The organism is Paraburkholderia sp. RL18-085-BIA-A, assembly GCF_046027075.1.
In the GTDB taxonomy this organism is placed as follows: Bacteria; Pseudomonadota; Gammaproteobacteria; order Burkholderiales; family Burkholderiaceae; genus Paraburkholderia.
The window spans coordinates 248456-274275 of record NZ_JARESU010000001.1; the positions used below are offsets into that span (position 1 = coordinate 248456).

The following is a 25820-nucleotide window of genomic DNA, read 5'->3' on the forward strand; positions in this document are numbered from 1 at the left end:
GAAAAAGGGACGGCGCCGCCGTCCCTTCGTGACCGATCGCGAGTGTCGGGCAAAGCGCTTCGCCGGGTGAAGGGCGAAGCGCCATGGCCGCTTACAGCGAGTAGTACATTTCGAATTCGACCGGGTGCACCGACTGACGATAGCGTTGCAGCTCGCCCGTCTTCAGTTCGATGTACGCGTCGAGCATCGAGTCCGTGAACACGCCGCCGCGCGTCAGGAATTCGCGGTCCGCGTCGAGCGCGTCCAGAGCCTGGTCGAGGCCGGCGCACACGGTCGGGATTTTTGCATCCTCTTCCGGCGGCAGGTCGTACAGGTTCTTGTCGGCGGCTTCGCCCGGGTGAATCTTGTTTTGCACGCCGTCCAGACCCGCCATCATCAGCGCGGAGAAGCAAAGGTACGGATTCGCCAGCGGATCCGGGAAGCGCGTTTCGATACGGCGGCCCTTCGGGTTCGACACGTGCGGAATACGGATCGATGCCGAACGGTTGCGAGCCGAGTAAGCCAGCTTGACCGGTGCTTCGAAGTGCGGCACGAGACGCTTGTACGAGTTCGTACCCGGGTTCGTGATCGCGTTCAGCGCGCGAGCATGCTTGATGATGCCGCCGATGTAGAACAGCGCGAATTCCGACAGACCTGCGTAGCCATTGCCTGCGAACAGGTTCTGGCCGTCCTTCCAGATCGACTGGTGAACGTGCATGCCCGAACCGTTGTCGCCGACGACCGGCTTCGGCATGAACGTCGCCGTCTTGCCATACGTGTGCGCCACGTTATGGATGATGTACTTCATCTGCTGCAGCCAGTCGGCGCGTTGCACCAGCGTCGAGAACTTCGTGCCGATTTCGTTCTGGCCTTGACCCGCGACTTCGTGGTGGTGCACTTCGACCGGGATGCCGATCTGTTCGAGCAACAGGCACATTTCCGAACGGATGTCCTGGAACGTGTCGACCGGAGCGACCGGGAAGTAGCCGCCCTTCGTGCCCGGACGGTGGCCGGTGTTGCCGCCTTCGAATTCCTTCGCCGACGACCACGGTGCTTCTTCCGAACCGATCTTGATGAAGCAGCCCGACTGGTCCGTGTTCCACTGGACCGAGTCGAAAATGAAGAATTCCGGCTCCGGACCGAAGAACGCGGTGTCGCCCAGACCCGTGCTCTTCAGGTACGCTTCAGCGCGCTTTGCCAACGAACGCGGATCGCGCTCGTAGCCCTTGCCGTCAGCCGGTTCGACGACGTCGCAGGTCAGCACGAGGGTCGATTCTTCGTAGAACGGGTCGATGAAGGCTGTGTTCGCGTCCGGGATCAGCAACATGTCCGATGCTTCGATGCCTTTCCAGCCGGCAATCGACGAACCGTCAAACGCATGGCCGCTTTCGAACTTGTCTTCATCGAATGCCGACACCGGCACCGAAACGTGTTGCTCCTTGCCGCGCGTGTCGGTGAAACGGAAGTCGACAAACTTGACGTCCTCGTCTTTGACGAGTTGAACGACGTCGGCCACGGATTTACTCATAACCTATTCTCCTGATTAACGAATTCGGCGGATTCAGCCGCCGCCCAATCTAGCTGACCCGTCCCGGCGCGTCCACCCTCAATCGGTGGAACTGGCAGAAAGTCTTGCCGGGCAAGTCGATCGGCACCAATAAAGCAGCTTCTGTGCCACCCATGCGCCATGCCGGCGCAAAACCTTGCTGCACGCGCGTTTACGGGGAATCAGCGCACCGCCCGGCATGCAGCCCTGAAATCGGCTAGTCTGCAGACGCACCAAATTCGTGCGTTCGTCAGACCAAAGTTCGTGCCGATCCTCATTTTGGTGCATTTTTACGAAAACGCACCATGAGTGAGCGGAACGGTTGCAGCAACGGGCACGACCGCCAGCTCGCCGTGTATGACGCGTGGCTCGCGCGCCGCGCGCTAGAATAATCATTTGGTCAAGGAGATTGACGCTCATGAGCACGCTCGAACAGCTGTACGCCCAGGCGGATGCACGCCGCAACGAGAACCAGTTGCCCTACGCGGGCTCGGTATCGCCAGCCGAAGCATTCGAACTGCTGCAACTCGATCCGCGCACGCGTCTGGTCGACGTGCGCACCCGTGCCGAACTCGATTGGGTCGGCCGTCCGGTCATCGGCGACGGACAATACGCGCATGTGGAATGGACGCGCTATCCGGGCGCGGTGCCGAATCAGGAATTCCTTGGGCAATTGAGTCAGGTGGCCTCTCACGATACGCCGGTGCTGTTTCTGTGCCGCAGCGCCGCCCGCTCGAAGCTCGCCGCAATCGCCGCCGCTCAGGTCGGCTTCACGAAGGCGTATGACCTGCTGGAAGGCTTCGAAGGCGACAAGGACGGCCAGGGGCATCGGAAGACGGTGTCGGGCTGGTGCTTTCGCGGATTGCCGTGGATCGGCGCGTAAATGCACGCGAGCAGCAGGAAAAGCGGACGACGCGGGGTTGCGCCCAGAGTCGCTGATCGCGCCCTGCACGACCCGCATGCGTGGAAGCCGCGCGTTCGGGCTTCGCGCCCACTGACAGACCCATCTGTCGGCGCCGCATGTAACAGGCCGATGATGCGCCCGGCGAATGCCTTCCTGAACGAATGACCGGCCGCAAACACGGCCGGCCATCCGCAACGGCGCCGCGCAACGAAGTTCGACACTCGCCGCGCCGATCAGCCCTTCTGCTTCGCCGCCGCCGACTCCGGCTCGACGATATCGCCGCCTAGCAGGTGCACACCCTCGCGCAGTTTCACGAAGGCAGCGGCCACCGCTTCCGGCTCACCCTTCACCCCAAGGTCGATGTGATGCCGCGCATACAGGCCGCCGCGCTCCGCATCGCCGACGCTCGGCAGACTGAATACCCGCACGCCCGGAAAATCGCGCTCGATCTTCTCCATCAGCGGCGTCAGGCGCGATTCCGGCAGCTCGAACACCAGCAGCGACTTCTCCGCATGCGGCATTGCGTGATGCAGGTGCGTGTAGTGCGTATCCAGCACCCACTCGATCATCGGCCACGCCATCACCGGGAAGCCCGGGACGAAATGGTGATGCCTGATCGAGAAGCCGGGAATCTTGTTGTAGCCGTTCGGAATGATCGACGCGCCCTGCGGGTACGTGCCCATATTCAGGCGATGCCGGTTTTCGGGCGAATCCAGATCGAGCGGCGTCGCGGCATTGGCCGGATACATGTCGCGAATGCGCTCCTGAATCAGCTTCGCGGCCTCCGGATGCAATTCCAGCGGCACGCCGAGCGCGGCCGCCGCGCATTGGCGCGTGTGGTCGTCCGGCGTCGCGCCGATGCCGCCCGTGGAGAACACGATGTCGCCCGACGCGAAGGTGCGCCGCAGCGTCGCCGTGATGCGCTCGGGGTCGTCGCCGATGTACTCCGCCCAGCCGAGCGACAGCCCGCGCGCGCCCAGCAATTCGATGACCTTCGGCAGATGCTTGTCGACACGCCTGCCCGACAGGATTTCATCGCCGATGATGATGACGCCAAATGCCATTGCCGCCTCTTTCGTTTAATCAATAGGGAACCGGCGCCGCGTGACGCACGGCGCCGCGCTCTTCGGTGCGCATGCGTTGCAGCGCGCGCAAACAGTAGTAGCCAAACCACAGCGCCGAAAACACGAGGATGAACGCATAAATCCAGATCGTCACCGCGGTGATCACCGGGAACAGCACGATCAGCCAGACCGACGACGCCCACAGCAGCGTCGGCAGCGAACCCAGCAGGCCGCTCGCGACGCCGATCAGCAGCAGCGGCAGCCGGAAGCGGCGCACCAGCGCGCGCCGCTCGTCGCGCGACGCGTGCAGCGCGAGCGCGTCGTAGCTCATCACGCGATAGGTCAGCCAGCCCCACAGCAGCGGCGGAATCAGCGCGAAGAACGGCGGCACCAGCCACAGCGGCAGCGTGACGATCAGCAGCACCAGACACACCAGCGTGGTCCACAACGCCTGGCCGAGGCTACCGTACCACGTTCCGCCGCGGCGCATTTCGAGGCCCGGGAATTGCCGCGCCGCGAGGAAGCGGATCACCGCGGGCATCGACAACGTGGCGATCAGCAGCAGCACCGTGACGACGATCAGCGGAATCGCCATCGCAATCACCATGAACGGTGCGATCACCGCATGTAGCGCCGAAAAACCCAACCAGTCGAACAGATGATAAAGCGTGGTCGTGAACGACCAGCTATCGAGCCATAGGCGCGTGCCGCCGATCAACGTCTGCCAGGAGAACCATAGAATCACGCCCCATCCGACCGTCGCCACGATAAACGGTTTGAAGGTCAGCCAGAGCATGCGCGGGTGGAGCGCGCTGGCGAGCGCGCGCCCGAATGAGCGCAACAGATCATTCATGCGAGCCGGTGCCGGTGAACGAAACGATGGAATAGAGGGAAACGCGCAACGAACCGGCCAGTGGGCCAGGCGCGTGCGCGCAAACGTGCACAGGATAAACCACGCGACACGCGGCTAGGGAAACCGCCGGCGTGGGAAGAAGGACGCTCAAACGGCGGCGGTGTCGTTGCTTTCGGCGGCTGCGGCGCGGCGCTTCGGCGACAGCCGCCCGGCGATGCGCACGAACGCGAGCCAGTGCTGCGCCCAGAATCCATCGCCATAGCGCCGGCCTTCCAGCTGATCGCCGATGCCGGTCGGCTCCATGTCGCGGCTCCAGGACACGCTGCGAAACAGCATGTCCCACCACGGAAACAGCACGCCGAAGTTGCAGCCGTACTTCAGTCCCTGGTGGCCGTAGCCGATTGCATGATGACGGCGATGGAACGTCGGGCTGACCAGCAGCCGCTCGCCGAGCCAGCCGAAGTACAGGCGGATGTTCGCGTGCTGCACGCTCTGCGCGAGATTCGTGATCGCGACGAGCACGACGAACTGCGACGGCGGCACGCCGATCACCAGCGCGATCACCGCGAAGAACGACGCCTGCAGCAGGTCGTCGAGCAGATGGTTGCGGTCGTCGGACCACAGCGACATCTGCCGCTGGCTGTGATGCACCGCGTGCAGCTCCCACCACACGCCGATCCGGTGTTCACCGCGGTGATACCAGTAGCCGGCGAAGTCAAGCACCAGCAGATACATCACGAACGTGACGAGCGGCTGCGTGGTGACGCCGGGCCACAGATTGTCGAACTCGAAATTCGAAATATTGTGCAGCCGCAGCCACGCCTGCACGTGATCGAAGAACGGCTGCAGCGCGAAGAAGAAGAACAGGTTGAGAATGCCGAGCTTGGCGATCCAGGTGTACAGCACATCGATGCGCACCGCCTTGCGGTTCTCCCACTGCTCCACCGGGCGCAGCGCTTCGAGCGGACGCAGGACCGCGTACATCGCCAGCACCTCGAAGACGCCCACGATCACCCAGTACAGGCTGTCGTAGGTGTCTTCGTCGTAGTCCATCAGCTCGAAGCGGAACAGCAGCGGCTGCACCACGTCGACGTACAGCAGCGTCTGCACGGCCGAAACGAAGCTGTCGAGCGAAGAAAAAATCAGATGGAACATGGTGCGGGTCTGGTTACTTCATCCGTCATGGCTCGCCTGGGTGCGGTAGTGCTGCCGCCCTAACCCACCCTACGCGCCGTTCGGCGCCGTGACCGGCGCGCGATTGAAGAAATAGATGCCGTGCGGCGAACGGCCAACGGCAATCGTCTGGATCAGCTTACGCGTGTTCAGGTCGATGATGCCGACATGTTTCGAAAAGCGGAACGTCACCCACAGATAGCGTTTGTCGGCGGAAAGTTCCATGTCGTCCGGACCGGGCATCAAACCGGTGATGTCGCCGACGTTGGTGAGCGTGTCCTCGTCGATGATGCTGATGGTGCTCGCCACCCGGTTCGACACCGCGACGTGCTTGCCGTCGACGAGCGAACGGAAGTTGTGCGCGCCCTTGCCCGTCGGGATGGTCTTGACGATCTTCTGGTTGCGCCAGTCGACCACCGCGACGTAATCCGCGCCGGTCATGCCGACCAGCAGGTACTTCTCGCCCGGCGTCATCCACAGGCCCGCCGGCACCTTGCCGACCTTCATCTTCCATTTCACGGTTTGCGTGGGCAGATCGATCGCGGCCAATTCACCCGACACCTGCAGCGTGACGAACACCGTCTTGCTGTCGTTCGTGAACGCCATGTGGCTCGGCATGACCGCGAGCGGCAGACGCGAGGCCAGCGTCATCTGGTTCTTCTGGTCGTAATGGTAGATGTCGAGGCGGTCGAGGCGCAGGCCAGTGGTGACGAGCCACTTGCGGTCCGGCGAAAAGCCGATCTGGTACGGGTCTTCGATGTTCTCGACCCAGCGCTGCACCTGGCCCGACTTCGGATCGACGAACATCAGGTTGTTCGACACCGAATTGGCCACGATCAGCGATGAATTGTCCGGCGTGGCCATCAGGTGATGCGGTTCCTTGCCGGTCGGCACCGTGCCGACGACCTGGCGGCTGGCCTCGTCGATCAGGCTCAGCGTGGCTTCGCCGGAATTGAGCACGATCACGTCATTGGCGCGGGCCGCCGGACAAAAAAAACCAGCGGCGGCGACCAGCGCCGCGCTTGCGGCGAACGTGGCAGTCAAGCCGGGAAGAAAAAATTTACGCATGAAAACTCGCTTCGGAGAACAACCGTCATTGTAGAACGTTTGCCCATGCCAGCGGTTGACGCAGGTCGGTGTCCGGCGCACTGAAAATGAAGGGCACGATGAGGTGCGACGGCATGCCGGGGCGGGCTGGCGAGCGCGTCGCTCAGCACAGCTTTTTCTAGCGCATCGAAAATCGGGATTTTCCGTTTTTCCCCTCGGCATCAGTCGACCTATGCCATTCGGCCAAATATTAAAAATACTCGCAGAATCCGCCAAATAGTCATAAGAGAAAATCGGATCATTCTTTAATCAATCCAACTACCAATAAATAAACCCAATTCTATTAGGACAGTTTATCTCGCTCACCGATTTAAGACTTCGCTGATATCAGAGTCGCGCCAGCGGATCGGATAATTCGGCACTCATCGCCCCGACACTCGCCGTCTTTGACCGGTTGGCGTGACGCGGATATTTCGGACGTGCAAAAGGCATAAAAACCGCAGTTCCGGAAGCGTTGTAACCGCATTGATATTTTCGCGATTTATCCGGGGCGATGCATCCTGACCGGTCATCGCGAATCACGCGGTGCCCAAAACGCACACAAATAATCACGGAGGCTCTGACACAATGAATCAAATTTATTCAATCTGGCATGGAGCAACGCACACCTCGCTCACAGCATCCGGACCGGCAAGATTCGGCGGAAATCGCGCAGCGGCGCGAAAAAAAGCCATCGCGCAGGCCGTGCTGACCGCGACGGCTTTCGCGGGCGGCATCCCGGCGGTCGCGGCAGGCGTCGGCTCCATTGAATCCGGTGTGGGAGCCGATGCATCCGGCAACTACTCGATCGCGATAGGCCAGCCCGCGACCGCGCAGGGCGACAGCTCGATTGCGGTCGGCACGCAAGCCGCCACGCAAGGTGACGGCGCGATCGCCGTTGGCCTGAACGCCAATGCGCAAGCGGCAGGCGCCAGTGCGCTCGGCGAGAACGCTCGTGCGATCGGTGGAGGCGCGGTGGCGGCGGGACTGAACGCAAATGCACTCGGCGACGGCACCACCGCCGTAGGCATGAACGCCAATGTGCAGGGCGAACGCGCAACCGCACTCGGCATGACGGCCACTGCGCTGGGCATCGACTCCATCGCGGCGGGCGGGGGCACGATCGCAGCGGACGCCGCCGCGTCCGCGTTTGGCGCGCTGGCGACCGCCGCCGGCACGGGCTCCGCCGCAGTCGGCTATCACGCGCAAACCAGCGGCAACGCGGCTTTCGCGGGCGGTATGTCGGCGCGGGCGGCGGCCGACTACGGCGTCGCGCTCGGCAATGAGGCGGCCGTCGACGGCACGGGCGGAATTGCGCTCGGCGCGTTTGCGCAGACGACCGGCGTCAACGCGAGCGCGCTCGGCTACGGGGCGGTGGCGACAGACTCCGGCGCCGTCGCGCTCGGCCATAACGCGAACGCGAGCGCCGCCAACAGCGTCGCGTTAGGCGCGGATTCCGCGACGACAGCCGATCTGAACCAGCGCGCCTTCGTCCCGTCCGGCCTCGACCCGACTCTGATCGCGGCGCCGGACCCCACAGGCGAGGTGTCGCTTGGCTCCGCGAGCCGCGAGCGCCGCCTGACCAACCTCGCAGCGGGTGCAGAACCGACCGACGCCGTCAACGTCAGCCAGCTGCGGGCGGTCGACGGCAAGGTCGATGCGATAGCCCGAAGTAGCACTCAGCGTTACTTCAAGGCCAACGCAGACACTGCGGACGCGGACGCAGACGCGAGCGGCGTGCATGCGCTCGCGGCAGGCGTCGGCGCAAGCGCAGCCGGCGCTGATGCGACCGCAGTCGGCGCGGGCGCGCGTGCCAGCGGACCCGGGTCGGCAGTGCTCGGCGCGGGTGCCGTGGCAGGCGCGGCGAATGCCACGGCGATCGGCTTATCGGCCACGGCCGACGGTTTGAACGCGACCGCCATTGGCGCGTACTCGGCCGTGAACGGCGACGGCAGCATCGCGCTCGGTTATAGCGCGTCGGCAAGCGCGGACAACGCGGTTGCACTCGGCCGGAACTCTCTGGCCGACCGCGCGAACACGGTGTCGGTGGGCTCCAGCGGCAATGAACGCCAGATTGCGAACGTCGCCGCAGGTACTGCCGATACCGACGCGGTCAACGTCGCCCAGTTGAAAACGGTGAGTGACCAGGGCGTAGCCACCGCCGCGAAGCTCGACGGCGCGGTCATGTATGACCAGAACCCCGATGGCACCATCAACCGCGACAGCATCACACTCGGCAGCGGTGGCGCCGTTATCCACAACGTCGCCGCCGGCAGCGCCGATACCGACGCGGTCAACGTCGCCCAGTTGAAAACGGTGAGTGACCAGGGCGTAGCCACCGCCGCGAAGCTCGACGGCGCGGTCATGTACGACCGGAACCCCGATGGCAGCATCAACCGCAACAGCATCACGCTCGGTGGCGGTGCTGCGGACGGTGGCGCCGTCCTCCACAATATCGCCGCTGGTACCGCCGATACCGACGCCGTCAACGTCGCCCAGTTGAATACGGTGAGCGGCCAGAGCGCGGCCACGGCCGCGAAACTCGATGGCGCGGTCATGTACGACCAGAACCCCGATGGCAGCATCAACCACAACAGCATCACGCTCGGTGGCGGTGCTGCAAAGGGCGGAGCCGTCATCCACAACGTCGCCGCAGGTACCGCCGATACCGATGCGGTCAACGTCGCCCAGTTGAAAACGGTGAGTGACCAGGGCGTGGCCACCGCCGCGAAGCTCGATGGCGCGGTCATGTATGACCAGAATTCCGATGGCAGCATCAACCGCAGCAGCATCACGCTCGGCAGCGGCGCTGCAAGCGGCGGCGCCATCATCCACAATGTCGCCGACGGCGTGGACGCCTCCGACGCGGTCAATCTCGGCCAGTTGAACGCGGCCGTCAACGGCGCGGTCGGCAACGCGCTGATCAACGCGGCGAGCCCGTTCATCAGCGTGGCAGGCGATCGTGATACGGAAGGCGCGGTGTCGTCGGGTGCGCATGCGGTCGCGGCGGGTGCGAACGCGCGGGCCACGGGCGTGAACGCGGTTGCCGCCGGCGCAAATGCGACGGCCGGCGGCAACAATGCGACCGCGCTCGGCGCGGCAGCGAACGCCAGCGCGGACAGTTCGGTTGCGTTGGGCCATGGCTCGGTCGCGGACCGGGCGAATACGGTATCGGTCGGCGTCACCGGTCAGGAGCGTCAGATCACCAACGTCGCAGCCGGTACGCAACCTACCGACGCCGTCAACTTCGGTCAGTTGCAGCAGAGCATGGACGGCGCGGTCAGCCAGGCTAACCGCTATACCGACGACCAGATCCGCACAGTCCGTCGCGATGGATATGGCGGCACGGCGTCCGCGTTGGCGATGGCGGGTTTGCCGCAGGCGATTCTGCCGGGCCGCGGCATGATCGCGATGGCCGGCGGCACGTATGGCGGCCAGTCGGCTTTGGCGATCGGCGTGTCGCAGTTGTCAGATACGGGCAAGTGGGCCTACAAGCTGCAAGGCACCACTGACTCGCGCGGCCAGTTCGGCGCGTCGATCGGCGCGGGTGTTCACTGGTGAACTAAAGACGCGGGACTGGTATGCCGTCGGGTGCATGCGTCCATGATGGCTTAGGCGCGGTTGCGGCGTTAGCGAGCGCGGGCCCCAAAAGAGCCCGCGTCGCTTGCGCGTGACGTCACCCTCACGACGCGTGATGTCGCGTGCAGTTTGAGCCACGAAAAAAACGCAAGCTCGCGCGGCCGCGGCCTTCAGAAGGGTAGTACGCGCGGCGCCACCCGCCCCAGCCCCACTTAGCGCTGCATCGACTCCCAAACCTTGTACAACCGCTTCACCGAAACAGGCATCGGCGTACGCAGCTCCTGAGCGAACAGCGAAACGCGCAATTCCTCCAGCAGCCAGCGAAACTCCGACAGTCGCGGATCCAGCACGCCGCCACGCTGCGAGACCGCGCGCTGATAGTTCTGCAACAGCGGCTGAAACTCCGCGAACTGCCGCGCGTCGCGTGGCGGTTCCGCCTTCAGCTTGTCGATACGCAACGTCATCGCTTTCAGATAGCGCGGAAAGTGCGCCAGTTGGGTGTACGGCGTGTCGACCACGAAGCGCTTGCCGATCAACCCATCCAGCTGATTCTGCATGTCCGCGTGCGCGGCCGCGAACGACTTCGCCTGCACCAGCTTTTTCGTCACGCTCGCGTACTCGCCGAGAATCTGCCCGACCAGCCGCGCGATTTCCTGAGCCAGCAGCGTCAGACGGCTGCGTCCCTCGTCGCGTCGCGTATGGAAACTGACGTCGTCGTCGGGCAGCGGGTCCTGCAGACACGCGCGATCAAGCGCGGTGTCGATCAGTTGATCGCGCAGTTCTTCCTGCGTGCCGCGCGGCATGAACTGCATCGCCATTTCGCGCAGGCCCGGCAGATTCTTCTCGAGGTATTTGATCGGCTCCTTCAACTGCAACGCAAAAAGCCGGCGCAATCCCGCGCGATGAATCCGCGCGGCTTCGTCCGGCGAATCGAACACTTCGACGTCGCAATGGGTGCCGCGATCCACCAATGCCGGGTAGCCGAACAGCGTCTGGCCGCCGCGGCGAATCTCGAGCAACTCGGGGAGCTTGCCGAAATTCCAGGTCGTCAGTTTTTCATACAGCGCGGTGCCCGCCGCGCCGCCTTGCGGCGCCGTTTGCGGAACGGCCCCAGCCGCACCCTTGCCGCGCTGCGCAGCGCCACCTGCCAACCCAATCGCCCCCGCGGCTTGCGCAGGCGCCGCGACACCGCCGCCACCCGCATCCGCCAGGGCCGCGCCAGCCGCGCTCGACGCTATCTTCTGGAAATGCTGCTGCGCCTGGCCGCCGAGTTCGGCGCGCAGTTGCGACAGGTTGCGGCCCATCGCAAGCTGCCGCCCGTGTTCGTCGACGACCTTGAAGTTCATGAACAGATGCGGCATCAAGGTCTCGAGCTTGAAGTCCGACTGCTTCATCGCAACTTGAGTCTGCTCGCGAACGTCGGCGATCAGCGACTCAAGCAAACCACCCGCACCGAAACGCGGGCCTCCGTGCCGTTCCGCGAACCCGGCCGCGTATTCCGGCAACGGCACGCAATGGCGCCGCAACTTCTGCGGCAAGGATTTCAGCAGCAGTTGCGCCTTCTCTTTCAGCATGCCGGGCACGAGCCACTCACAGCGGCGCGCGTCGACCTGATTCAACGCGTACAGCGGCACGGCGAGGGTGACGCCGTCGCGCGGCGAACCCGGCTCGAAGTGATAGGTCAGCGCCATCTCGACGCCTGCCATCGTCATCCGTTTCGGGAACAGATCGGTCGTCACGCCGGCGGCTTCGTGCCGCATCAGATCGTCGCGCGACAGATACAGCAGGCGCAGCTTGTCTTCCGGCTGGCCGCTCTTTTTCACCTCGTCGCGATACCAGCGCTCGAACGATGCGCCGGTGTAAATGCCATTCGGCAACGCCTGATCGTAGAACGCAAAAATCAGCTCGTCGTCGACCAGCACGTCCTGGCGACGCGACTTGTGCTCCAGTTGCTCGATCTCGGCAAGCAGCTTGCGGTTGTGCGCGAAGAAAGTGAGCTTCGTGTCGAACTCGCCTTCAACCAGCGCGCCGCGAATGAACAGCTCGCGCGCACGCGCCGGGTCCTGTTTGCCGAAGCTCACGCGCCGCCGGTGATAGATCGGCAGACCGTACAGCATCGCCCGCTCGAACGCCGATACCTGCGCTGCGCGCTTCTCCCAATGCGGCTCGGAGAGCGACTTCTTCAGCAGATGCGCGCCGATCTTCTCGACCCACTCCGGCTCGATCTTCGCGATGCAGCGCGCGTACAGACGGCTCGTCTCGACCAGTTCGGCGGCCATTACCCACTTGCCCGCCTTCTTCACCAGCGCCGAGCCCGGCCACAGGTAGAACTTGATGCCGCGCGCGCCGAGGTAGTACGGTTCGTCGTCGGCTTTCAGGCCGATGTTGCCGAGCAGACCGGTCAACAGCGCGAGATGGATCTGCTCGAAGGTCGCTTCCGCGTCATTGATGCGCCAGCCGTGCTCGCGCACCACCGTCAGCAATTGCGAGTGCACGTCGCGCCATTCGCGCAGCCGCAGCTGCGACAGGAAGTTCTTGCGGCATTCCTCGTGCAACTGCTTGTTCGACTTCTTGTGCGCGATCGCTTCTTCGAACCAGTTCCAGATCTTCAGCCACTGCAGGAATTCGGAACGCTCGTCGGCGAACCGGCGATGTGCCTGGTCGGCCTGCTCCTGCGCTTCGATCGGCCGGTCGCGCGGATCCTGCACGGACAACGCGCTTGCGATGATCAGCACTTCCTTCAACGCCTGCTGATCGCGCGCCGCCAGAATCATCCGGCCGACGCGCGGGTCCAGCGGCAGGCGCGCGAGTTCGCGGCCGAGCGGCGTGAGCTGATTGTCGTCGTCGACCGCGCCGAGTTCGTTGAGCAGCTGATAGCCGTCGGCGATCGCGCGGCCGGGCGGCGGTTCGATGAACGGGAAGGTTTCGATCGCCGTCAGATGCAGCGACTTCATCCGCAAAATCACCGACGCCAGCGACGAACGCAAAATCTCCGGATCGGTGAAGCGCACGCGGCCCTGAAAATCGCTTTCCTCATAGAGACGAATGCACACGCCGTCGGCGACCCGGCCGCAGCGCCCTGCCCGCTGATTCGCGGCGGCCTGTGAAATCGACTCGACCTGCAACTGCTCGACCTTGTTGCGATACGAGTAGCGCTTCACGCGCGCCAGACCGCTATCGACCACGTAGCGAATACCGGGCACCGTCAGCGAAGTCTCGGCGACGTTCGTCGCCAGCACGATGCGCCGCGCGTTCGAAGTGCGGAACACGCGTTCCTGTTCGGCCGCGGAAAGTCGCGCGAACAGCGGCAGAATTTCCGTATGCGGCGGATGATGCTTGCGCAGCGCTTCGGCGGCGTCGCGGATCTCACGCTCGCCAGGCAGGAACACCAGCACGTCGCCGGGGCCTTCGCGGCACAGCTCGTCGACGGCGTCGACGATCGCTTCCATCAGATCGCGATCGGTTTCGCGCTGGGTCTTCGGGCGTTCGCGCGACGACGAAGCCGCAGCGCCGGAGGTGCCCGACGAACCCGATGTACCTTGCGCGGCCTTCACCGCCGGACTGTCCTCGACGACCGGCCGGTAGCGCACCTCGACCGGATAGAGGCGCCCGCTCACCTCGATCACCGGCGCGGGCTTGTCTTCGCTGCCGAAGTGGCGCGCGAAGCGGTCGGCGTCGATGGTCGCCGAGGTCACGATCAGCTTAAGATCGGGCCGCTTGACGAGAATTTCCTTCAGATAGCCGAGCAGGAAGTCGATGTTCAGGCTGCGCTCGTGCGCTTCGTCGATGATCAGCGTGTCGTACGCGTTGAGCAGCGGATCGGTCTGCGTTTCGGCGAGCAGGATGCCGTCCGTCATCAGCTTGACCGACGCGCCCGGCGACAGGTTGTCGGTGAAGCGCACCTTGTAGCCGACCACTTCGCCGAACGGCGTGCCGAGTTCTTCGGCGATGCGGCGCCCGGTCGCCGATGCGGCGATCCGGCGCGGCTGCGTGTGGCCGATCAACCCTTTGCCGCCGGCGCCGAGACCGCGTCCCAGCGCGAGGCAGATTTTCGGCAATTGGGTGGTTTTGCCAGAGCCGGTTTCACCCGACACGATCACCACCTGATTCTCCGCGATCGCTTTGGCGATCTCGTCGCGCCGACCGGAGACCGGCAGCGCTTCGGGGAACGTGATCGGCGGGATCGGGTTCGGCTCGACCACCCGCGGCGCGCGGGGAGCACGCGGTTCACGCGGCGGGCGCGGTTCGCGCGACTCACCGGCTTGCCGCGATTCACGCGCCGATTCACCCGCCGATTTACCCGCTTCTCGCGGTTCACGGCGACCGGCATTACGCTCGCCGCCGCCCGCTTGCGGCGATTTTCGAACCGACGCGCCGGATTCGCGACGCGGTCCGCCACCTTCGGCGTTTTTCACCGCGTCACGGCGCGGCTCGCGCGGCGGATTATTTTTCTGCGCCGACGACGGCGCGCCTTCCACCGCGCGACGCGGCTCGGGCGCCGCGTGCGGCTCGTTGGGCTGGCCACGCTTCGGCGCGGCGCCTGCGTTCACCTGATCGGCGGCCGGGGCCGGATTCTCGTTCGCCGCAGCGGGACTTTTGGGTACATTCGACATGGGGGCGCATTATAATCCCGGCATGAATTCCCAAACCGACCTCGTCCCCGCGCCCGCGAGCGTTCCGGCCCCTGCCGGAACAACGGAAGACCTCGCCCAGCATGCGCAATTCGTCGACTGGATGCGCTCAGTCGCCCCTTATATCCATGCGTTCCGCAACAAGACGTTCGTCGTCGGGTTCGGCGGCGAGGTGGTGCATCAAGGGCTCCTGAACGCGCTGGTGTCCGACATCGCGCTGCTGCAGGCGATGGGCATCCAGATCGTGCTGGTGCATGGCTCGCGACCGCAGGTCGAAGAGCAGATGAGTCTGCATGGCGTCGAATCCGAGTTTTCGCACGGCATGCGCATCACCGACGCGCGCGCGCTCGAGTCCGCGAAAGAAGCGGCCGGCGAAGTGCGTCTGGACATCGAGGCCGCGATCAGCCAAGGCTTGCCGAACACGCCGATGGCGCACGCGCACATCAGCGTGGTGTCGGGCAACTTCGTGACCGCGCGGCCGGTCGGCATACTGGACGGCGTCGACTTCGCGCACACCGGTGTGGTGCGCAAGATCGACGCCGATTCGATCCGCCACTCGCTCGCGAGCCGCAAGCTGGTGCTGCTCTCGCCGCTCGGCTTCTCGCCCACCGGCGAAGCGTTCAATCTGGCGATGGAAGACGTTGCCTCGGCCGCGGCGATCGCGCTGCGCGCCGACAAGATCGTGTTCCTGACTGAAACGCCTGGCCTGATGGAAGCCGGCGAAAACGGCCCCGAACTGCTGCGCGAACTGTCGCTCGACGACGCGTACAAGCTGCACGAAAGCGGCGAAGTGACCGGCGACGCGGGCTTCTACCTGAAGCATTCGATCCGCGCGTGCCGCGGCGGCGTCGCGCGGGCGCACATCATCCCGTACGCGCTCGACGGCAGCCTGCTCCTCGAACTGTTCCTGCACGACGGCGTGGGCACGATGATCTCGTACGAGAACCTCGAAAGCCTGCGCGAAGCCACGCCGGATGACGTCGGCGGCATTCTCTCGCTGATCGAGCCGCTCGAGACGGACGGCACGCTGGTGCGGCGCGGCCGCCATCAGATCGAACGCGACATCGACCATTTCTCGGTGATCGAGCACGATGGCGTGCTGTTCGGCTGCGCGGCGCTGTATCCGTATCCGCAGGAGCGCATCGGCGAAATGGCCTGCCTGACGGTCGCACCCGAGGCGCAAGGCACCGGCGACGGCGAGCGCCTGCTCAAGCGAATCGAGCAGCGCGCGCGGGCGCGCGGCCTCACGCGCATTTTCGTGCTCACCACGCGCACCGAACACTGGTTCCTCAAGCGCGGCTTCGTCAAGGTCACGGTCGACGACCTGCCCGAAGACCGCCGCAGACTCTATAACTGGCAGCGCAAGTCGCTCGTGCTGATGAAACAGCTCTGAGCGGCCCCATATAAAGCGACTGCCCGCCACATTAATACAGTAACCATTTTTCATGGGACCGGAGTAAGTGCTGAAGCACTAACTACAGTAACCATTTTTCATGGGACCGGAGTAAGTGCTGAAGCACTAACTACAGTAACCATTTTTCATGGGACCGGAGTAAGTGCTGAAGCACTAACTCCGGTCGACAAAGGAGAAGCACAGCATGACTCGTATGGTTCAATGCGCCAAGCTCGGCAAGGAAGCCGAAGGCCTCGATTTCCCGCCACTGCCGGGCGAACTCGGCAAGCGGATCTACGAAAGCATTTCGAAGGAAGCCTGGCAGGCCTGGTTGAAGCAGCAGACCATGCTGATCAACGAAAACCGCCTGAACATGGCCGATCCCCGCGCTCGCCAGTACCTGATGAAGCAGACCGAAAAATTCTTCTTCGGCGAAGGCGCGGATACCGCGCAGGGTTACGTGCCGCCGTCGGCCTGAGAAAGCGCTTTAGCGACGCCAGCCGTCTCGACGAAATCCGCGCCGCGAGCGCGGATTTTTTTCGCTTTTTTGCCGCGTATTCTGCCGCGGCTTTTACATGGACGGGCGCCGCAAAACTACCCAAACGGTTCATTACCAGCCGCGCCGAAGGCGCGTTTGCCGATTGACCAAATCCGCCGCAATCCCCCGCCTGCCAAGGGATTGAGCGCTCTCGCCGAGCCCCCGCCGGAACGGCGGTTTGCACGATCATCCGTCATCGTGCTATCATGTGCAACGTTCCAACAGCAATTCACCTTCATTAACATTTCTTTTCATTGTGGCCCGCGCTGCGTGTGCCATCCTGAATCGAACCGTTTTTATACAAGAAGGCTCGTCGGCCGTTTCCCCGTTTCATGTCGCTTCATGAGCGGCGAGCAAGCACCGGCCTTTTTCGTTTCAAGCCTTCCAGCGGCGCGCGGGCCAGCTTCCAGCCACCCCGGCGCCCTCATGCATCTGCCCCCCTTCCACGGCCACGCAGGTGCAACAGTCAGCACAATCTAGACGAGTGTTTTTTCGCGAGATGTCTCGCGAGGCACGGGCGTTGTGTTTTTCTTTTGCGCCCCACTCCGTCGCCTCCGGTGACGGTGACGCCATCGCCTTGCTCGCGAAATCGCACTTCCCAGCAACCGTGGCGGAACGTTCATGCGTGTCATGAGTTTCGTCGCAGTCATTGGAGTTTTCACCTTGACCGCTTCCAGCAACGGCTTCTGGCGACACCACAAAGAAGAACAACGCCTCTCTCTGGACGACATCACCGTCGTCGACAAATCTCTCCTCAAGCGGGCCGTCGGCGCGATGGCGCTCGGCAACGCGATGGAATGGTTCGATTTCGGCGTGTACAGCTACATCGCTGTGACGCTCGGCAAAGTGTTCTTCCCGTCGTCGAATCCGTCTGCACAGTTGATCGCCACGTTCGGCACGTTCGCCGCGGCGTTCCTCGTGCGGCCGATCGGCGGCATGGTGTTCGGGCCGCTGGGCGACCGCATCGGCCGTCAGCGCGTGCTGGCGATGACGATGATCATGATGGCGCTCGGCACCTTCGCGATCGGCCTGATTCCGAGCTACGCGTCGATCGGCATTTTCGCGCCGGTGCTGCTGCTGGTGGCGCGTCTGGTGCAGGGCTTCTCGACTGGCGGCGAGTATGGCGGCGCCGCGACCTTCATCGCCGAATTCTCGACCGACAAGCGCCGCGGTTTCATGGGCAGCTTCCTCGAGTTCGGCACGCTGATCGGCTACGTGCTCGGCGCGGGCACGGTGGCGGTGCTGACAGCAACGCTGTCGAACGACGCGCTGCTGTCGTGGGGCTGGCGTGTGCCGTTCCTGATCGCCGGTCCGCTGGGTCTGGTGGGTCTGTATATCCGGATGAAGCTCGAAGAAACGCCCGCGTTCAAAAAGCAGGCCGAGCAGCGTGAAGCCGAGGACAAGGCGGCGCCGTTGCAGTCGTTCCGGCAACTCCTCGCACAGCAATGGAAGCCGCTGCTGCTGTGCGTCGGCCTCGTGCTGATCTTCAACGTCACCGACTACATGGCGCTGTCGTATCTGCCGAGCTATCTGTCGGCCACGCTGCACTTCAACGAAACGCACGGCCTGTTCCTCGTGCTGCTCGTGATGATCCTGATGATGCCGATGACGCTCGCCGCCGGGCGCCTGTCCGACACAATCGGCCGCAAGCCGGTGATGCTGTTCGGTTGCGTGGGCCTTTTCGCGCTGTCGATTCCCGCGCTGCTGCTGATCCGCATGGGCACGGTGCTGCCGGTGTTCGGCGGCCTGATGATTCTCGGCGTGCTGTTGTCGTGCTTCACCGGCGTGATGCCGTCGGCTCTGCCGGCGCTGTTTCCGACCAGGATCCGTTATGGCGCGCTCGCGATCGGCTTCAATATTTCGGTGTCGCTGTTCGGCGGCACGACGCCGCTCGTGGCCGCATGGCTGGTCGACCGTACCGGCAATCTGATGATGCCCGCGTATTACCTGATGGGCGCCTCTCTGATCGGCATCGCGTCAGTGCTCGCGCTGCGCGAGACCGCCCGCAAGCCGCTGCTCGGCTCGGGCCCGTGCGTGGCGACGCGCGCCGAAGCGCATGCGGTGCTGCGCGGCGAGCGTGAAGCCGAGGAGATGGATGAAGGTTACGCGGCGGCGGCAACGGCGCGTGCATGAGCGCGGACGGCGCGATAGGTTGCGCGCGAAATTGAGCGCGCAGCGTTGAGCGTGAAGCTTTGATCGCGCTGCTTTAATCACGATCCGTTCGGAAAGCGGGCTGGCAAGAATTTGCCGGCCCGCTTTTTTTTACGTCAGCAGCGAATCGAAACTCGCGCTCGCGCGCGCGCCGTCGACGATCAACATGCCCGCGCAAACCGGCAGCTTGAAACGCCGTGGCCCCGCGCTGCCGGGGTTGACGAACAACACGCCGTCGCGCTCGCTGATCGACGGCTTGTGCGAATGGCCGGTCACCACCACGCTGATGCCTTCACTGCCCGGATCGGGGCTCACATCGGCAATGTCGTGCACGACGAGTATCGTCACCTGCTGCACGGTCAGTGTCGCGTGGGTCGGCAGCGACGCGGCCCACTCGCCGGTGTCGTTATTGCCGCGCACCGCCGTGACCGGCGCGATGCGCACCAGCGCGTCGAGCACCGCCTGATGGCAGATGTCGCCCGCATGAATGATCGCGTCACAGCCGGCGAGATACTGCAAAGCTTCGGGACGCACGAGGTTGTGTGTATCGGAGATGAGTCCGATGCGGGTAAGCGAAGAGCGAGCGTTGCGCGAAGTCATGGGGTCCAGTATCGGCCAGGCGGCCTCACTCCACCTGCTGCCCGGCAAGCTCGCACGACACCGCCTGCGTAGGCCGCCTCGCGCCGAGCATGCGTCTGGTCGCGCCCTGCACGGCGACTGACACCAGCGCCGCGCACGCAAAGCTCAGCCACACGGAATAGCGCGGCAGCATGGCCGCGGTCAGCGCGAAGAACGCTGCGAACGAACCCCGCCCGATCACCATGCCGCGCATCAGCACCGCGACGAAGTCCGCGCCGTGCGCGCGCTGCGCCGACACCGCGAGCACGATGCCGAGCAACGGAAACACCGACAGCAGCCCGCTCCAGGTCGCGCCCATCGACGCGGACAGGGTCTTCACCGCGACCGTCAGCAGCGCGCCGGCGAGCATGCGCACGGCCAGATCGGCGAGCCCGACGCGCGCCGCCGGCACGTGGCCCGTCGCGCGCGGCAAGCCGCTTTGCGACACTGCCACGGCCACGCATGCCGTCGCCACCGCCCACCAAAGCGAACCGGGTAAATGCACGAGCAGCAGCGCGAGGGCGAGCCACCCCGCTAAACCGGCAACCAGCGCGAGCGGCCAGCCCACGCGCCGGCAGGTCCACGCATACGCAAAATTGAATGCCTCGGACGCGGCGATCGCCGCGATCGATGCCGCCGACGCTTGCGCCGCGAACGAGGGCCCGCGCTCCAGCGCGAGCAGCAGCACGATTGGTCCGGCGACGACCGGCAGTCCCGCCAGCCATCCCGCCACCGACGGCCCCCACACCCGCGCGGCCACTGTCAGCGCGGCGAGAAACGCCGGTACCAGCACGAGCTTGAGCGTCAGCAGCATGCTTTATGCTTCCACCACATGTTCGATGCGCCGGTCCGGCACCAGCCACCACGCCGCGGCAAGCGTGTAGAGCGCCGCCGAGACCCATGGCGCGACGAAGGCCAGCGCGATGCCCGCCAGATAGATCACCACCGAAACCTTGCCCTTGAAGTCGGTGCCGACCGCCTTGGCGATGGTCGACTCCTTCCCGTGTTCGCGGATCAGCACCCGAGTCAGGATGAAATACGCGATCGACGACATGAACAGCACGACGCCGTACATCGCGGTCGGCCAGGAGGCCAGATGGTTTTCGCCGACCCAGTGCGTGACTGCGGGCAGCAGCGACAGCCAGAACAGCAGATGAAGATTGGCCCACAACACCGCGCCGTTGACCTTCTGCACCGCATGAAACATGTGGTGATGATTGTTCCAGTAGATGCCAACGTAGATGAAGCTCAACACGTACGCGCAGAACACCGGCAGCATCGGACGCAGCGCGGCGAGATCGAAGCCCTCCGGCACCTTCAGTTCGAGCACCATGATCGTGATGATGATGGCGATCACGCCATCGCTGAAGGCTTCGACACGTCCCTTGCCCATCGGTCAATTTCCTGAGGATGAATGCGGTTGGGCGCACAGCCCGCCCGCGTTGCGCAGACCACCCGCGCCGCTGCCGATTATCCGCGATGCCGCGAGGCTTTGTCGATGCGCCGCTCAACCCAACGTAGCGTCCGCGTCCGGATAGTAGACGGCGAGCCACACGCTCGGCTCCGTGTCGCTGGTCCATGCGACCCGGTGCCTGCAATGCGCTTCGATCAGCACGTGATCGCCTGGCTTCATCGGATGCGGCTTTGGCTTGCCTTCGAACTCGAGCGTTGCCGCGCCGCTCAGCAACACGACCCACTCGGCGCGCGGACTGTCGTACCAGAAGCCTGGCGGGCTCGCCTGCCCCGTCGACACGATCCGTTCGATCGTCACGCCGCCTTGCTCGACGAGCGCGTCGACCTGCTCGTCGGCGGTCGGGGACGCGGATACGCGCGCGGCGTGCTCGAACAGATTGCCTGTGGCGAGTGCGTGTTTCATCGTTTGCGATATATCGGTGATGTGCCGTGCCGACGCGCGCGCGCCCCTCATTCCATCGGCTTGAGTCCGTCGAGCAAGGTCGGCACCAGCTCGCTGATCGTCGGATGAACGTGCATCGCGTACTGCAGGGTCGGATACGACGCCCCCGCCGTCATGATGTCGATGAACGTGTGAATCGCCTCGTCGCCTTCGACGCCGTGAATCGCCGCGCCGAGTATCTTTTTGCTTTGCGCGTCGACCATCACCTTCATGAAGCCGTCGGTCTCGCCGCGTTCGCGCGCGCGCCCCACGCGCGACATCGGCATGGTGGCGATCAGCGCGTCGCGGCCCGTCTCGCGGCGCATCTCGCGCACCTCGGCCTCCGACATCCCGACGCGCGCGAGCGGCGGATCGACAAACACCGCGTAGGCCATGATGCGCGTGTCGACGCTGCGCGCGCCGCCGCCGAGCAGATTCGCCGCGACGATCTGGAAATCGTCATAGGACGTATGCGTGAACGCGCCGCGTCCGTTGACGTCGCCGATCGCCCAGATGCCCGGCACGCTGGTGCGCAATTGGCCGTCGACCGGAATCGTGCCGTGCCTGTCGGTCGCGATGCCGGCGGCTGCAAGGCCGAGGTCGTCGGTATTCGGCGCACGGCCGGTGGCGAACAGCAGGTGCGACGCTTCCAGCGCGGGAACGTTCTGCTCGAAGCCGATGCACACTTCGTTCGCGCGATGCGGATGCGGTTCGACACGCGTGGGCTGCACACCGAATCGGAACTCGACGCCGTCCCGGGCGAGCACCTTGCGCACCGACTCCGCGAAATCGGCATCCTCGCGCGTGAGCACGCGCTCGCCGCGCACCAGCACGGTCACCTGGCTGCCGAAGCGCCGAAAGATCTGCGCGAATTCGAGCGCGATATAACTGCTGCCGCAGATCACCAGATGGCTCGGCAGTTCCGTCAGCTCGAGCAGATTGGAGTTGGTGTAGTAGCGAATCCGCTCCAGGCCTTCGAGCGGCGGCACGATGGCGCGCGTGCCGGTGTTGATGAAAATTTCGTCGGCGCTGAGTTCGCCGAGGGGATGGCCGTCCGGGCCGCTGAGCGCGAGTGTATGCGCCCCGGTGAAGCGCGCATGGCCGTTGAACACGGTGACGTTATCGGTGCCATGCAGCCATTTCTCGACGCCGTCGCGCGACTGGCCGATGATCTTGTCCTTACGCGCCTTGACCGCCGCGAGATCGACGCTGACCGGGCCGCTCACGTGCACGCCCAGTTGCGCGGCATGGCGCGCGACGTGCGCCGCGCGGGCACTCGCCACATACGACTTGGTCGGCGTGCAGCCGACGTTCACGCAGGTTCCGCCAAAAGCCCCGCGTTCGATCACCGCGGTCTTACGGCCGCTTTCACCGAGACGCACGGCGAGCGGCGAGCCGCCTTGTCCGGTACCGATCACGACTGCGTCGAAGTGCTGTGGCATGGCAATTCTCCCGAGGCTGGGGTGCAGGTCGTAGCATCTTACCCTCAGTGCCTCAAGTCGCCATGCCGGGTTGCGGATTGTGGCTTGTTGCTGTTTTGTAGCGGCTCGATGCTGCTCGCCGCGAATTTCCTCCGACTGCGCTCAGGCGTGGCAGTGGACGGCGCAGATCAGTTCGCGCGAACGCTGCAGCGCGGCCTGCGCGCCGCGCGCCGCGACAACCCAGCCGACCTGGCCGAGGTTGAAGTCTTGCGACACCATCACCTGCATGAGGGCGACCATCGGCAACACCACCGACGGCCGGTAAAGCTGGTTTCTGATCAAGGCTGGCATGACGGTTCCCATCGCGCGCCACCGTTGCGGTCTCGCGCTCAATATCCATTTCGATGGGTGAATTTTAGGGAGTGCGACGTCGCGGATAAATACCGGAAACGCGAAGGCACTTGTTTGGCAATCTGAACAATCGAATTCGGAACCTGTCCCAGTCGGGGGTGGTTTGCCGCGTTCGGCCCCGTCACGCAAGGGCTCGCGCGGTCAGACGATTGACAGGATCTGGGCGCAGGCGGCCGCGGCCGCCTGCGCATTCGCCGCGTTTCACACGTTCACGGCGCTCATGGCATTCACCGCGCTCAAGGCGCGGCGCCGGCCACGCTCAACTGCGCATCGCACAAACTGCGCGCATACGCGCTCGCGCCGACCGGCCGGCTGTACAGATACCCCTGCTGCTTGTCGCAGTCGATCGCCCGTAAAAAGGCCGCCTGTTCGGCGGTCTCCACCCCTTCCGCGGTGACGTTCATCCCGAGCGAATGCGCCATCGCCACCACCGCCTGCGTGATCGCAATCGAATCGCGATGATCCGGCAAGCCCGCGACGAACGAACGGTCGATCTTCAGGTTGTGCAGCGGGAAGCGCTTCAGATACGACAGCGACGAATAGCCGGTGCCGAAGTCGTCGACGGAAATGCGCACGCCCATTTCATTGAGCGCGTTCAGCATCGGCAGCACGGTGTCGCTGTCGAGCATCAGCAGCCGTTCGGTGATCTCCAGCTCGAGCGCCGCGGGCTCGAGCCCGGACTCCGACAGACAGCGCTCGACGCGCTCCAGCAGCCCGTCGTTGAATTGACGCGGCGACAGATTCACCGCGACGATGAGTTGCGGCGCCAGCGTGCGCCGCCATTGCGCGACCTGGGCGCAAGCCCGCGCCAGCACCCACTCGCCGATCTCGACGATCAGCCCGGCGTCCTCGGCCACCGGAATGAACTCGCCCGGCGACACGTTGCCCAGCTCGGTGTTGTACCAGCGCAGCAGCGCCTCCGCGCCGATCGTGCGGCCATCGTGGCTGTCGACGATCGGCTGGTACACGAGACTGAGTTCGTCGGCCGCGAGCGCGCGCCGCAACGACTGCTCGATCGTGAAACGCCGCTGCAGATGCTGATTCAGCTCGGCGGTGAAGAACTGGAAGTTGTTGCGGCCGCGCTGCTTTGCGTGATACATCGCCGAGTCGGCGTTGCGCATCAGCGTGGCGACGTCCTGGCCGTCCTCGGGAAAGAGGCTGATGCCGATCGACGCGCCCAGGTAGTACTCGTTGCCCGCCACGGCGAACGGCACCGCGATCATGTCGAGGATGCGGTGCGCGATGTCGATCAGCTGCCCGGTGTCCTCGTAGGCGCTGACCACGATCACGAATTCGTCGCCGCCCACGCGCGCGAGCGTGTCGTTGCGCCCGACGCAGGCCGACAGCCGATCGGCCACGCTGCACAGCAGCGTGTCGCCGGCCTCGTGACCGGCGGTGTCGTTGACCTTCTTGAAGCCGTCCAGATCGACGAACAGCACGGCGACGCTCGCGAGCTCGCCCGAGCCGTCCGGCGCGGCCGGTTCGAACAGATCGCGCATCCGCTGGGTGACGTAGGCGCGGTTGTACAGGCCGGTGAGCGAGTCGCGGGTGGCGAGGAACTTGAGCTGCCGCTGCGCCTCGCGCACCGGGCCGATATCCGTGAACGAGACCAGCACCGAGTCCGGCTCGGTTTCGCCGGGCCGCATGATCGGCACCACGTTCTCCGTGATCCACACGACGCCGCCGTCGCTCAGTTCCACGCCGATCGTGATGCCGAGCAGCGGTTTGCCGGTTGCCAGCACCTGCGTGGTCGGGCGCTCGGCCTCGGTCACGAGCGAGCCATCCTCGTGATACGCGCGCACCATCACCGTGCGAATACTCTGGCCGACGATTCGCGGCCCCACGCGCAGCATGCGTTGCGCGCTCGGGTTGCAGGCCAGCACAATGCCCGCGCGCGACTGCACGACGATGCCCTCGCTCAGGTGATCGACCACCAGCCGGTGATGCTCCTCGCTGTGCGCCAGCCGCTGCGCCATCACGTCCTGATGGACCGCGAGGCCGACGCTGCTGCCGATGTCGAGCAGGATCGCTTCTTCCTCGGCGCTCGGACGGCGGCGCGTGCGGTAATACACCGCGAACGCGCCGAGCACCACGCCGGCGTCGTTTTCGAACGGCACGGACCAGCACGCGCGCAAGCCGAGCGGCAACGCGAGATGCCGGTAATCCGCCCACAGCGGATCGGTTTCGATGTCTTCAACGATGACGAGGCGCCGCTCGTACATCGCGGTGCCGCACGAGCCCGCTTGCGGACCGATTGCGGCGCCGTCGATCGCCGCGCTGAAATGCGGCGGCAGCGTCGGCGCGCCGCCGATCCTGGCGTGCACGCCGTCGGGGTCGAGCAGCAGGATGGAACAGGACGCGCCCTCGCCGAGTAGCGCTTCCGCGCGGCGGCATACCTCGTCGAGCAATTCGGGCAGCGGCGTGTTGCGGGTGATCAGCCGCAGCACGCTACGCTCCGAGGCCAGCACCTCCTCGGCCAGATCCGGCCGGTAGCGGGTGCCCTCGGGCGAGGCTCCGATCGTGCCATCTGATGTCGCTTCGCAAGTCATATATGCGCCCCCCAACCCAACATCGGCAAG

The 25820-nt window shown here is 64.7% G+C and carries 18 protein-coding genes; 5 read left to right on the forward strand and 13 right to left on the reverse strand.

Annotated elements, in window-relative coordinates; genetic code table 11:
- Window positions 1-91 precede the first annotated feature (91 nt).
- The gene (gene glnA / locus P0D89_RS01090) at window positions 92-1507 is read right to left on the reverse strand and encodes a type I glutamate--ammonia ligase (protein WP_408357870.1); all 1416 of its coding nucleotides are present in this window, start codon (window positions 1505-1507) and stop codon (window positions 92-94) included.
- A gap of 436 nt (window positions 1508-1943) precedes the next feature.
- Here glnA and P0D89_RS01095 point away from each other — a divergent pair, with 436 nt between their 5' ends.
- Window positions 1944-2408, forward strand: a complete 465-nt coding sequence (locus P0D89_RS01095; RefSeq protein ID WP_408357871.1) for a rhodanese-like domain-containing protein — start codon at window positions 1944-1946, stop codon at window positions 2406-2408.
- 254 nt (window positions 2409-2662) lie between these two features.
- Here P0D89_RS01095 and P0D89_RS01100 read toward each other — a convergent pair whose 3' ends face one another.
- From P0D89_RS01100 to P0D89_RS01115, 4 genes are all read right to left on the reverse strand, one after another.
- Window positions 2663-3493, reverse strand: a complete 831-nt coding sequence (locus tag P0D89_RS01100; RefSeq protein ID WP_408357872.1) for a competence/damage-inducible protein A — start codon at window positions 3491-3493, stop codon at window positions 2663-2665.
- A 19-nt stretch (window positions 3494-3512) separates the two neighbouring features.
- Window positions 3513-4346, reverse strand: coding sequence for an EI24 domain-containing protein (locus tag P0D89_RS01105; RefSeq protein ID WP_408357873.1), 834 nt, complete (start codon window positions 4344-4346; stop codon window positions 3513-3515).
- Window positions 4347-4493: 147 nt separating this feature from the next.
- Window positions 4494-5501 (reverse strand): sterol desaturase family protein, encoded by a 1008-nt coding sequence (locus tag P0D89_RS01110; RefSeq protein WP_408357874.1) that lies wholly within the window; start codon window positions 5499-5501, stop codon window positions 4494-4496.
- A gap of 69 nt (window positions 5502-5570) precedes the next feature.
- On the reverse strand, window positions 5571-6587 hold the full coding sequence (locus P0D89_RS01115) for a YVTN family beta-propeller repeat protein (protein WP_408357875.1): 1017 nt from the start codon (window positions 6585-6587) through the stop codon (window positions 5571-5573).
- A 606-nt stretch (window positions 6588-7193) separates the two neighbouring features.
- Here P0D89_RS01115 and P0D89_RS01120 point away from each other — a divergent pair.
- Window positions 7194-10166 (forward strand): YadA-like family protein, encoded by a 2973-nt coding sequence (locus P0D89_RS01120; RefSeq protein WP_408357876.1) that lies wholly within the window; start codon window positions 7194-7196, stop codon window positions 10164-10166.
- 230 nt (window positions 10167-10396) lie between these two features.
- On the opposite strand, the gene hrpA is transcribed toward P0D89_RS01120, so the two are convergent.
- Window positions 10397-14797, reverse strand: coding sequence for an ATP-dependent RNA helicase HrpA (gene hrpA / locus P0D89_RS01125; protein WP_408357877.1), 4401 nt, complete (start codon window positions 14795-14797; stop codon window positions 10397-10399).
- Between the two features lie 22 nt (window positions 14798-14819).
- On the opposite strand from hrpA, the gene argA reads away from it, so the two are divergent.
- The 3 genes from argA (at window position 14820) to proP (ending at window position 18879) form a co-directional block, all read left to right on the forward strand.
- A complete protein-coding gene (gene argA / locus P0D89_RS01130) occupies window positions 14820-16208 on the forward strand; it encodes an amino-acid N-acetyltransferase (protein WP_408357878.1) in 1389 nt (462 codons plus the stop codon).
- Between the two features lie 205 nt (window positions 16209-16413).
- Window positions 16414-16686, forward strand: a complete 273-nt coding sequence (locus P0D89_RS01135; protein ID WP_007181244.1) for an oxidative damage protection protein — start codon at window positions 16414-16416, stop codon at window positions 16684-16686.
- 690 nt (window positions 16687-17376) lie between these two features.
- Entirely contained in the window at window positions 17377-18879 is a 1503-nt protein-coding gene (gene proP / locus P0D89_RS01140; RefSeq protein WP_408357972.1) for a glycine betaine/L-proline transporter ProP, read from the forward strand.
- A gap of 129 nt (window positions 18880-19008) precedes the next feature.
- On the opposite strand, the gene P0D89_RS01145 is transcribed toward proP, so the two are convergent.
- The 7 genes from P0D89_RS01145 to P0D89_RS01175 form a co-directional block, all read right to left on the reverse strand.
- The gene (locus P0D89_RS01145; protein WP_408357879.1) at window positions 19009-19497 is read right to left on the reverse strand and encodes a metallophosphoesterase family protein; all 489 of its coding nucleotides are present in this window, start codon (window positions 19495-19497) and stop codon (window positions 19009-19011) included.
- Window positions 19498-19522: 25 nt separating this feature from the next.
- Window positions 19523-20329 carry a hypothetical protein gene (locus tag P0D89_RS01150; protein ID WP_408357880.1) on the reverse strand — a complete coding sequence of 269 codons (807 nt, stop codon included), beginning with the start codon at window positions 20327-20329 and terminating at the stop codon, window positions 19523-19525.
- A 3-nt stretch (window positions 20330-20332) separates the two neighbouring features.
- Window positions 20333-20908: a TMEM175 family protein gene (locus P0D89_RS01155; RefSeq protein WP_408357881.1), complete on the reverse strand. Its 576-nt coding sequence runs from the start codon at window positions 20906-20908 to the stop codon at window positions 20333-20335.
- A gap of 114 nt (window positions 20909-21022) precedes the next feature.
- Complete coding sequence (locus tag P0D89_RS01160) at window positions 21023-21391, reverse strand: cupin domain-containing protein (RefSeq protein WP_408357882.1); 369 nt, start codon at window positions 21389-21391, stop codon at window positions 21023-21025.
- Between the two features lie 47 nt (window positions 21392-21438).
- Window positions 21439-22851: an FAD-containing oxidoreductase gene (locus tag P0D89_RS01165; RefSeq protein WP_408357883.1), complete on the reverse strand. Its 1413-nt coding sequence runs from the start codon at window positions 22849-22851 to the stop codon at window positions 21439-21441.
- Between the two features lie 141 nt (window positions 22852-22992).
- Window positions 22993-23181, reverse strand: coding sequence for a hypothetical protein (locus P0D89_RS01170; RefSeq protein WP_115105230.1), 189 nt, complete (start codon window positions 23179-23181; stop codon window positions 22993-22995).
- A 296-nt stretch (window positions 23182-23477) separates the two neighbouring features.
- Window positions 23478-25790 (reverse strand): putative bifunctional diguanylate cyclase/phosphodiesterase, encoded by a 2313-nt coding sequence (locus tag P0D89_RS01175; protein WP_408357884.1) that lies wholly within the window; start codon window positions 25788-25790, stop codon window positions 23478-23480.
- Window positions 25791-25820: the final 30 nt, after the last annotated feature.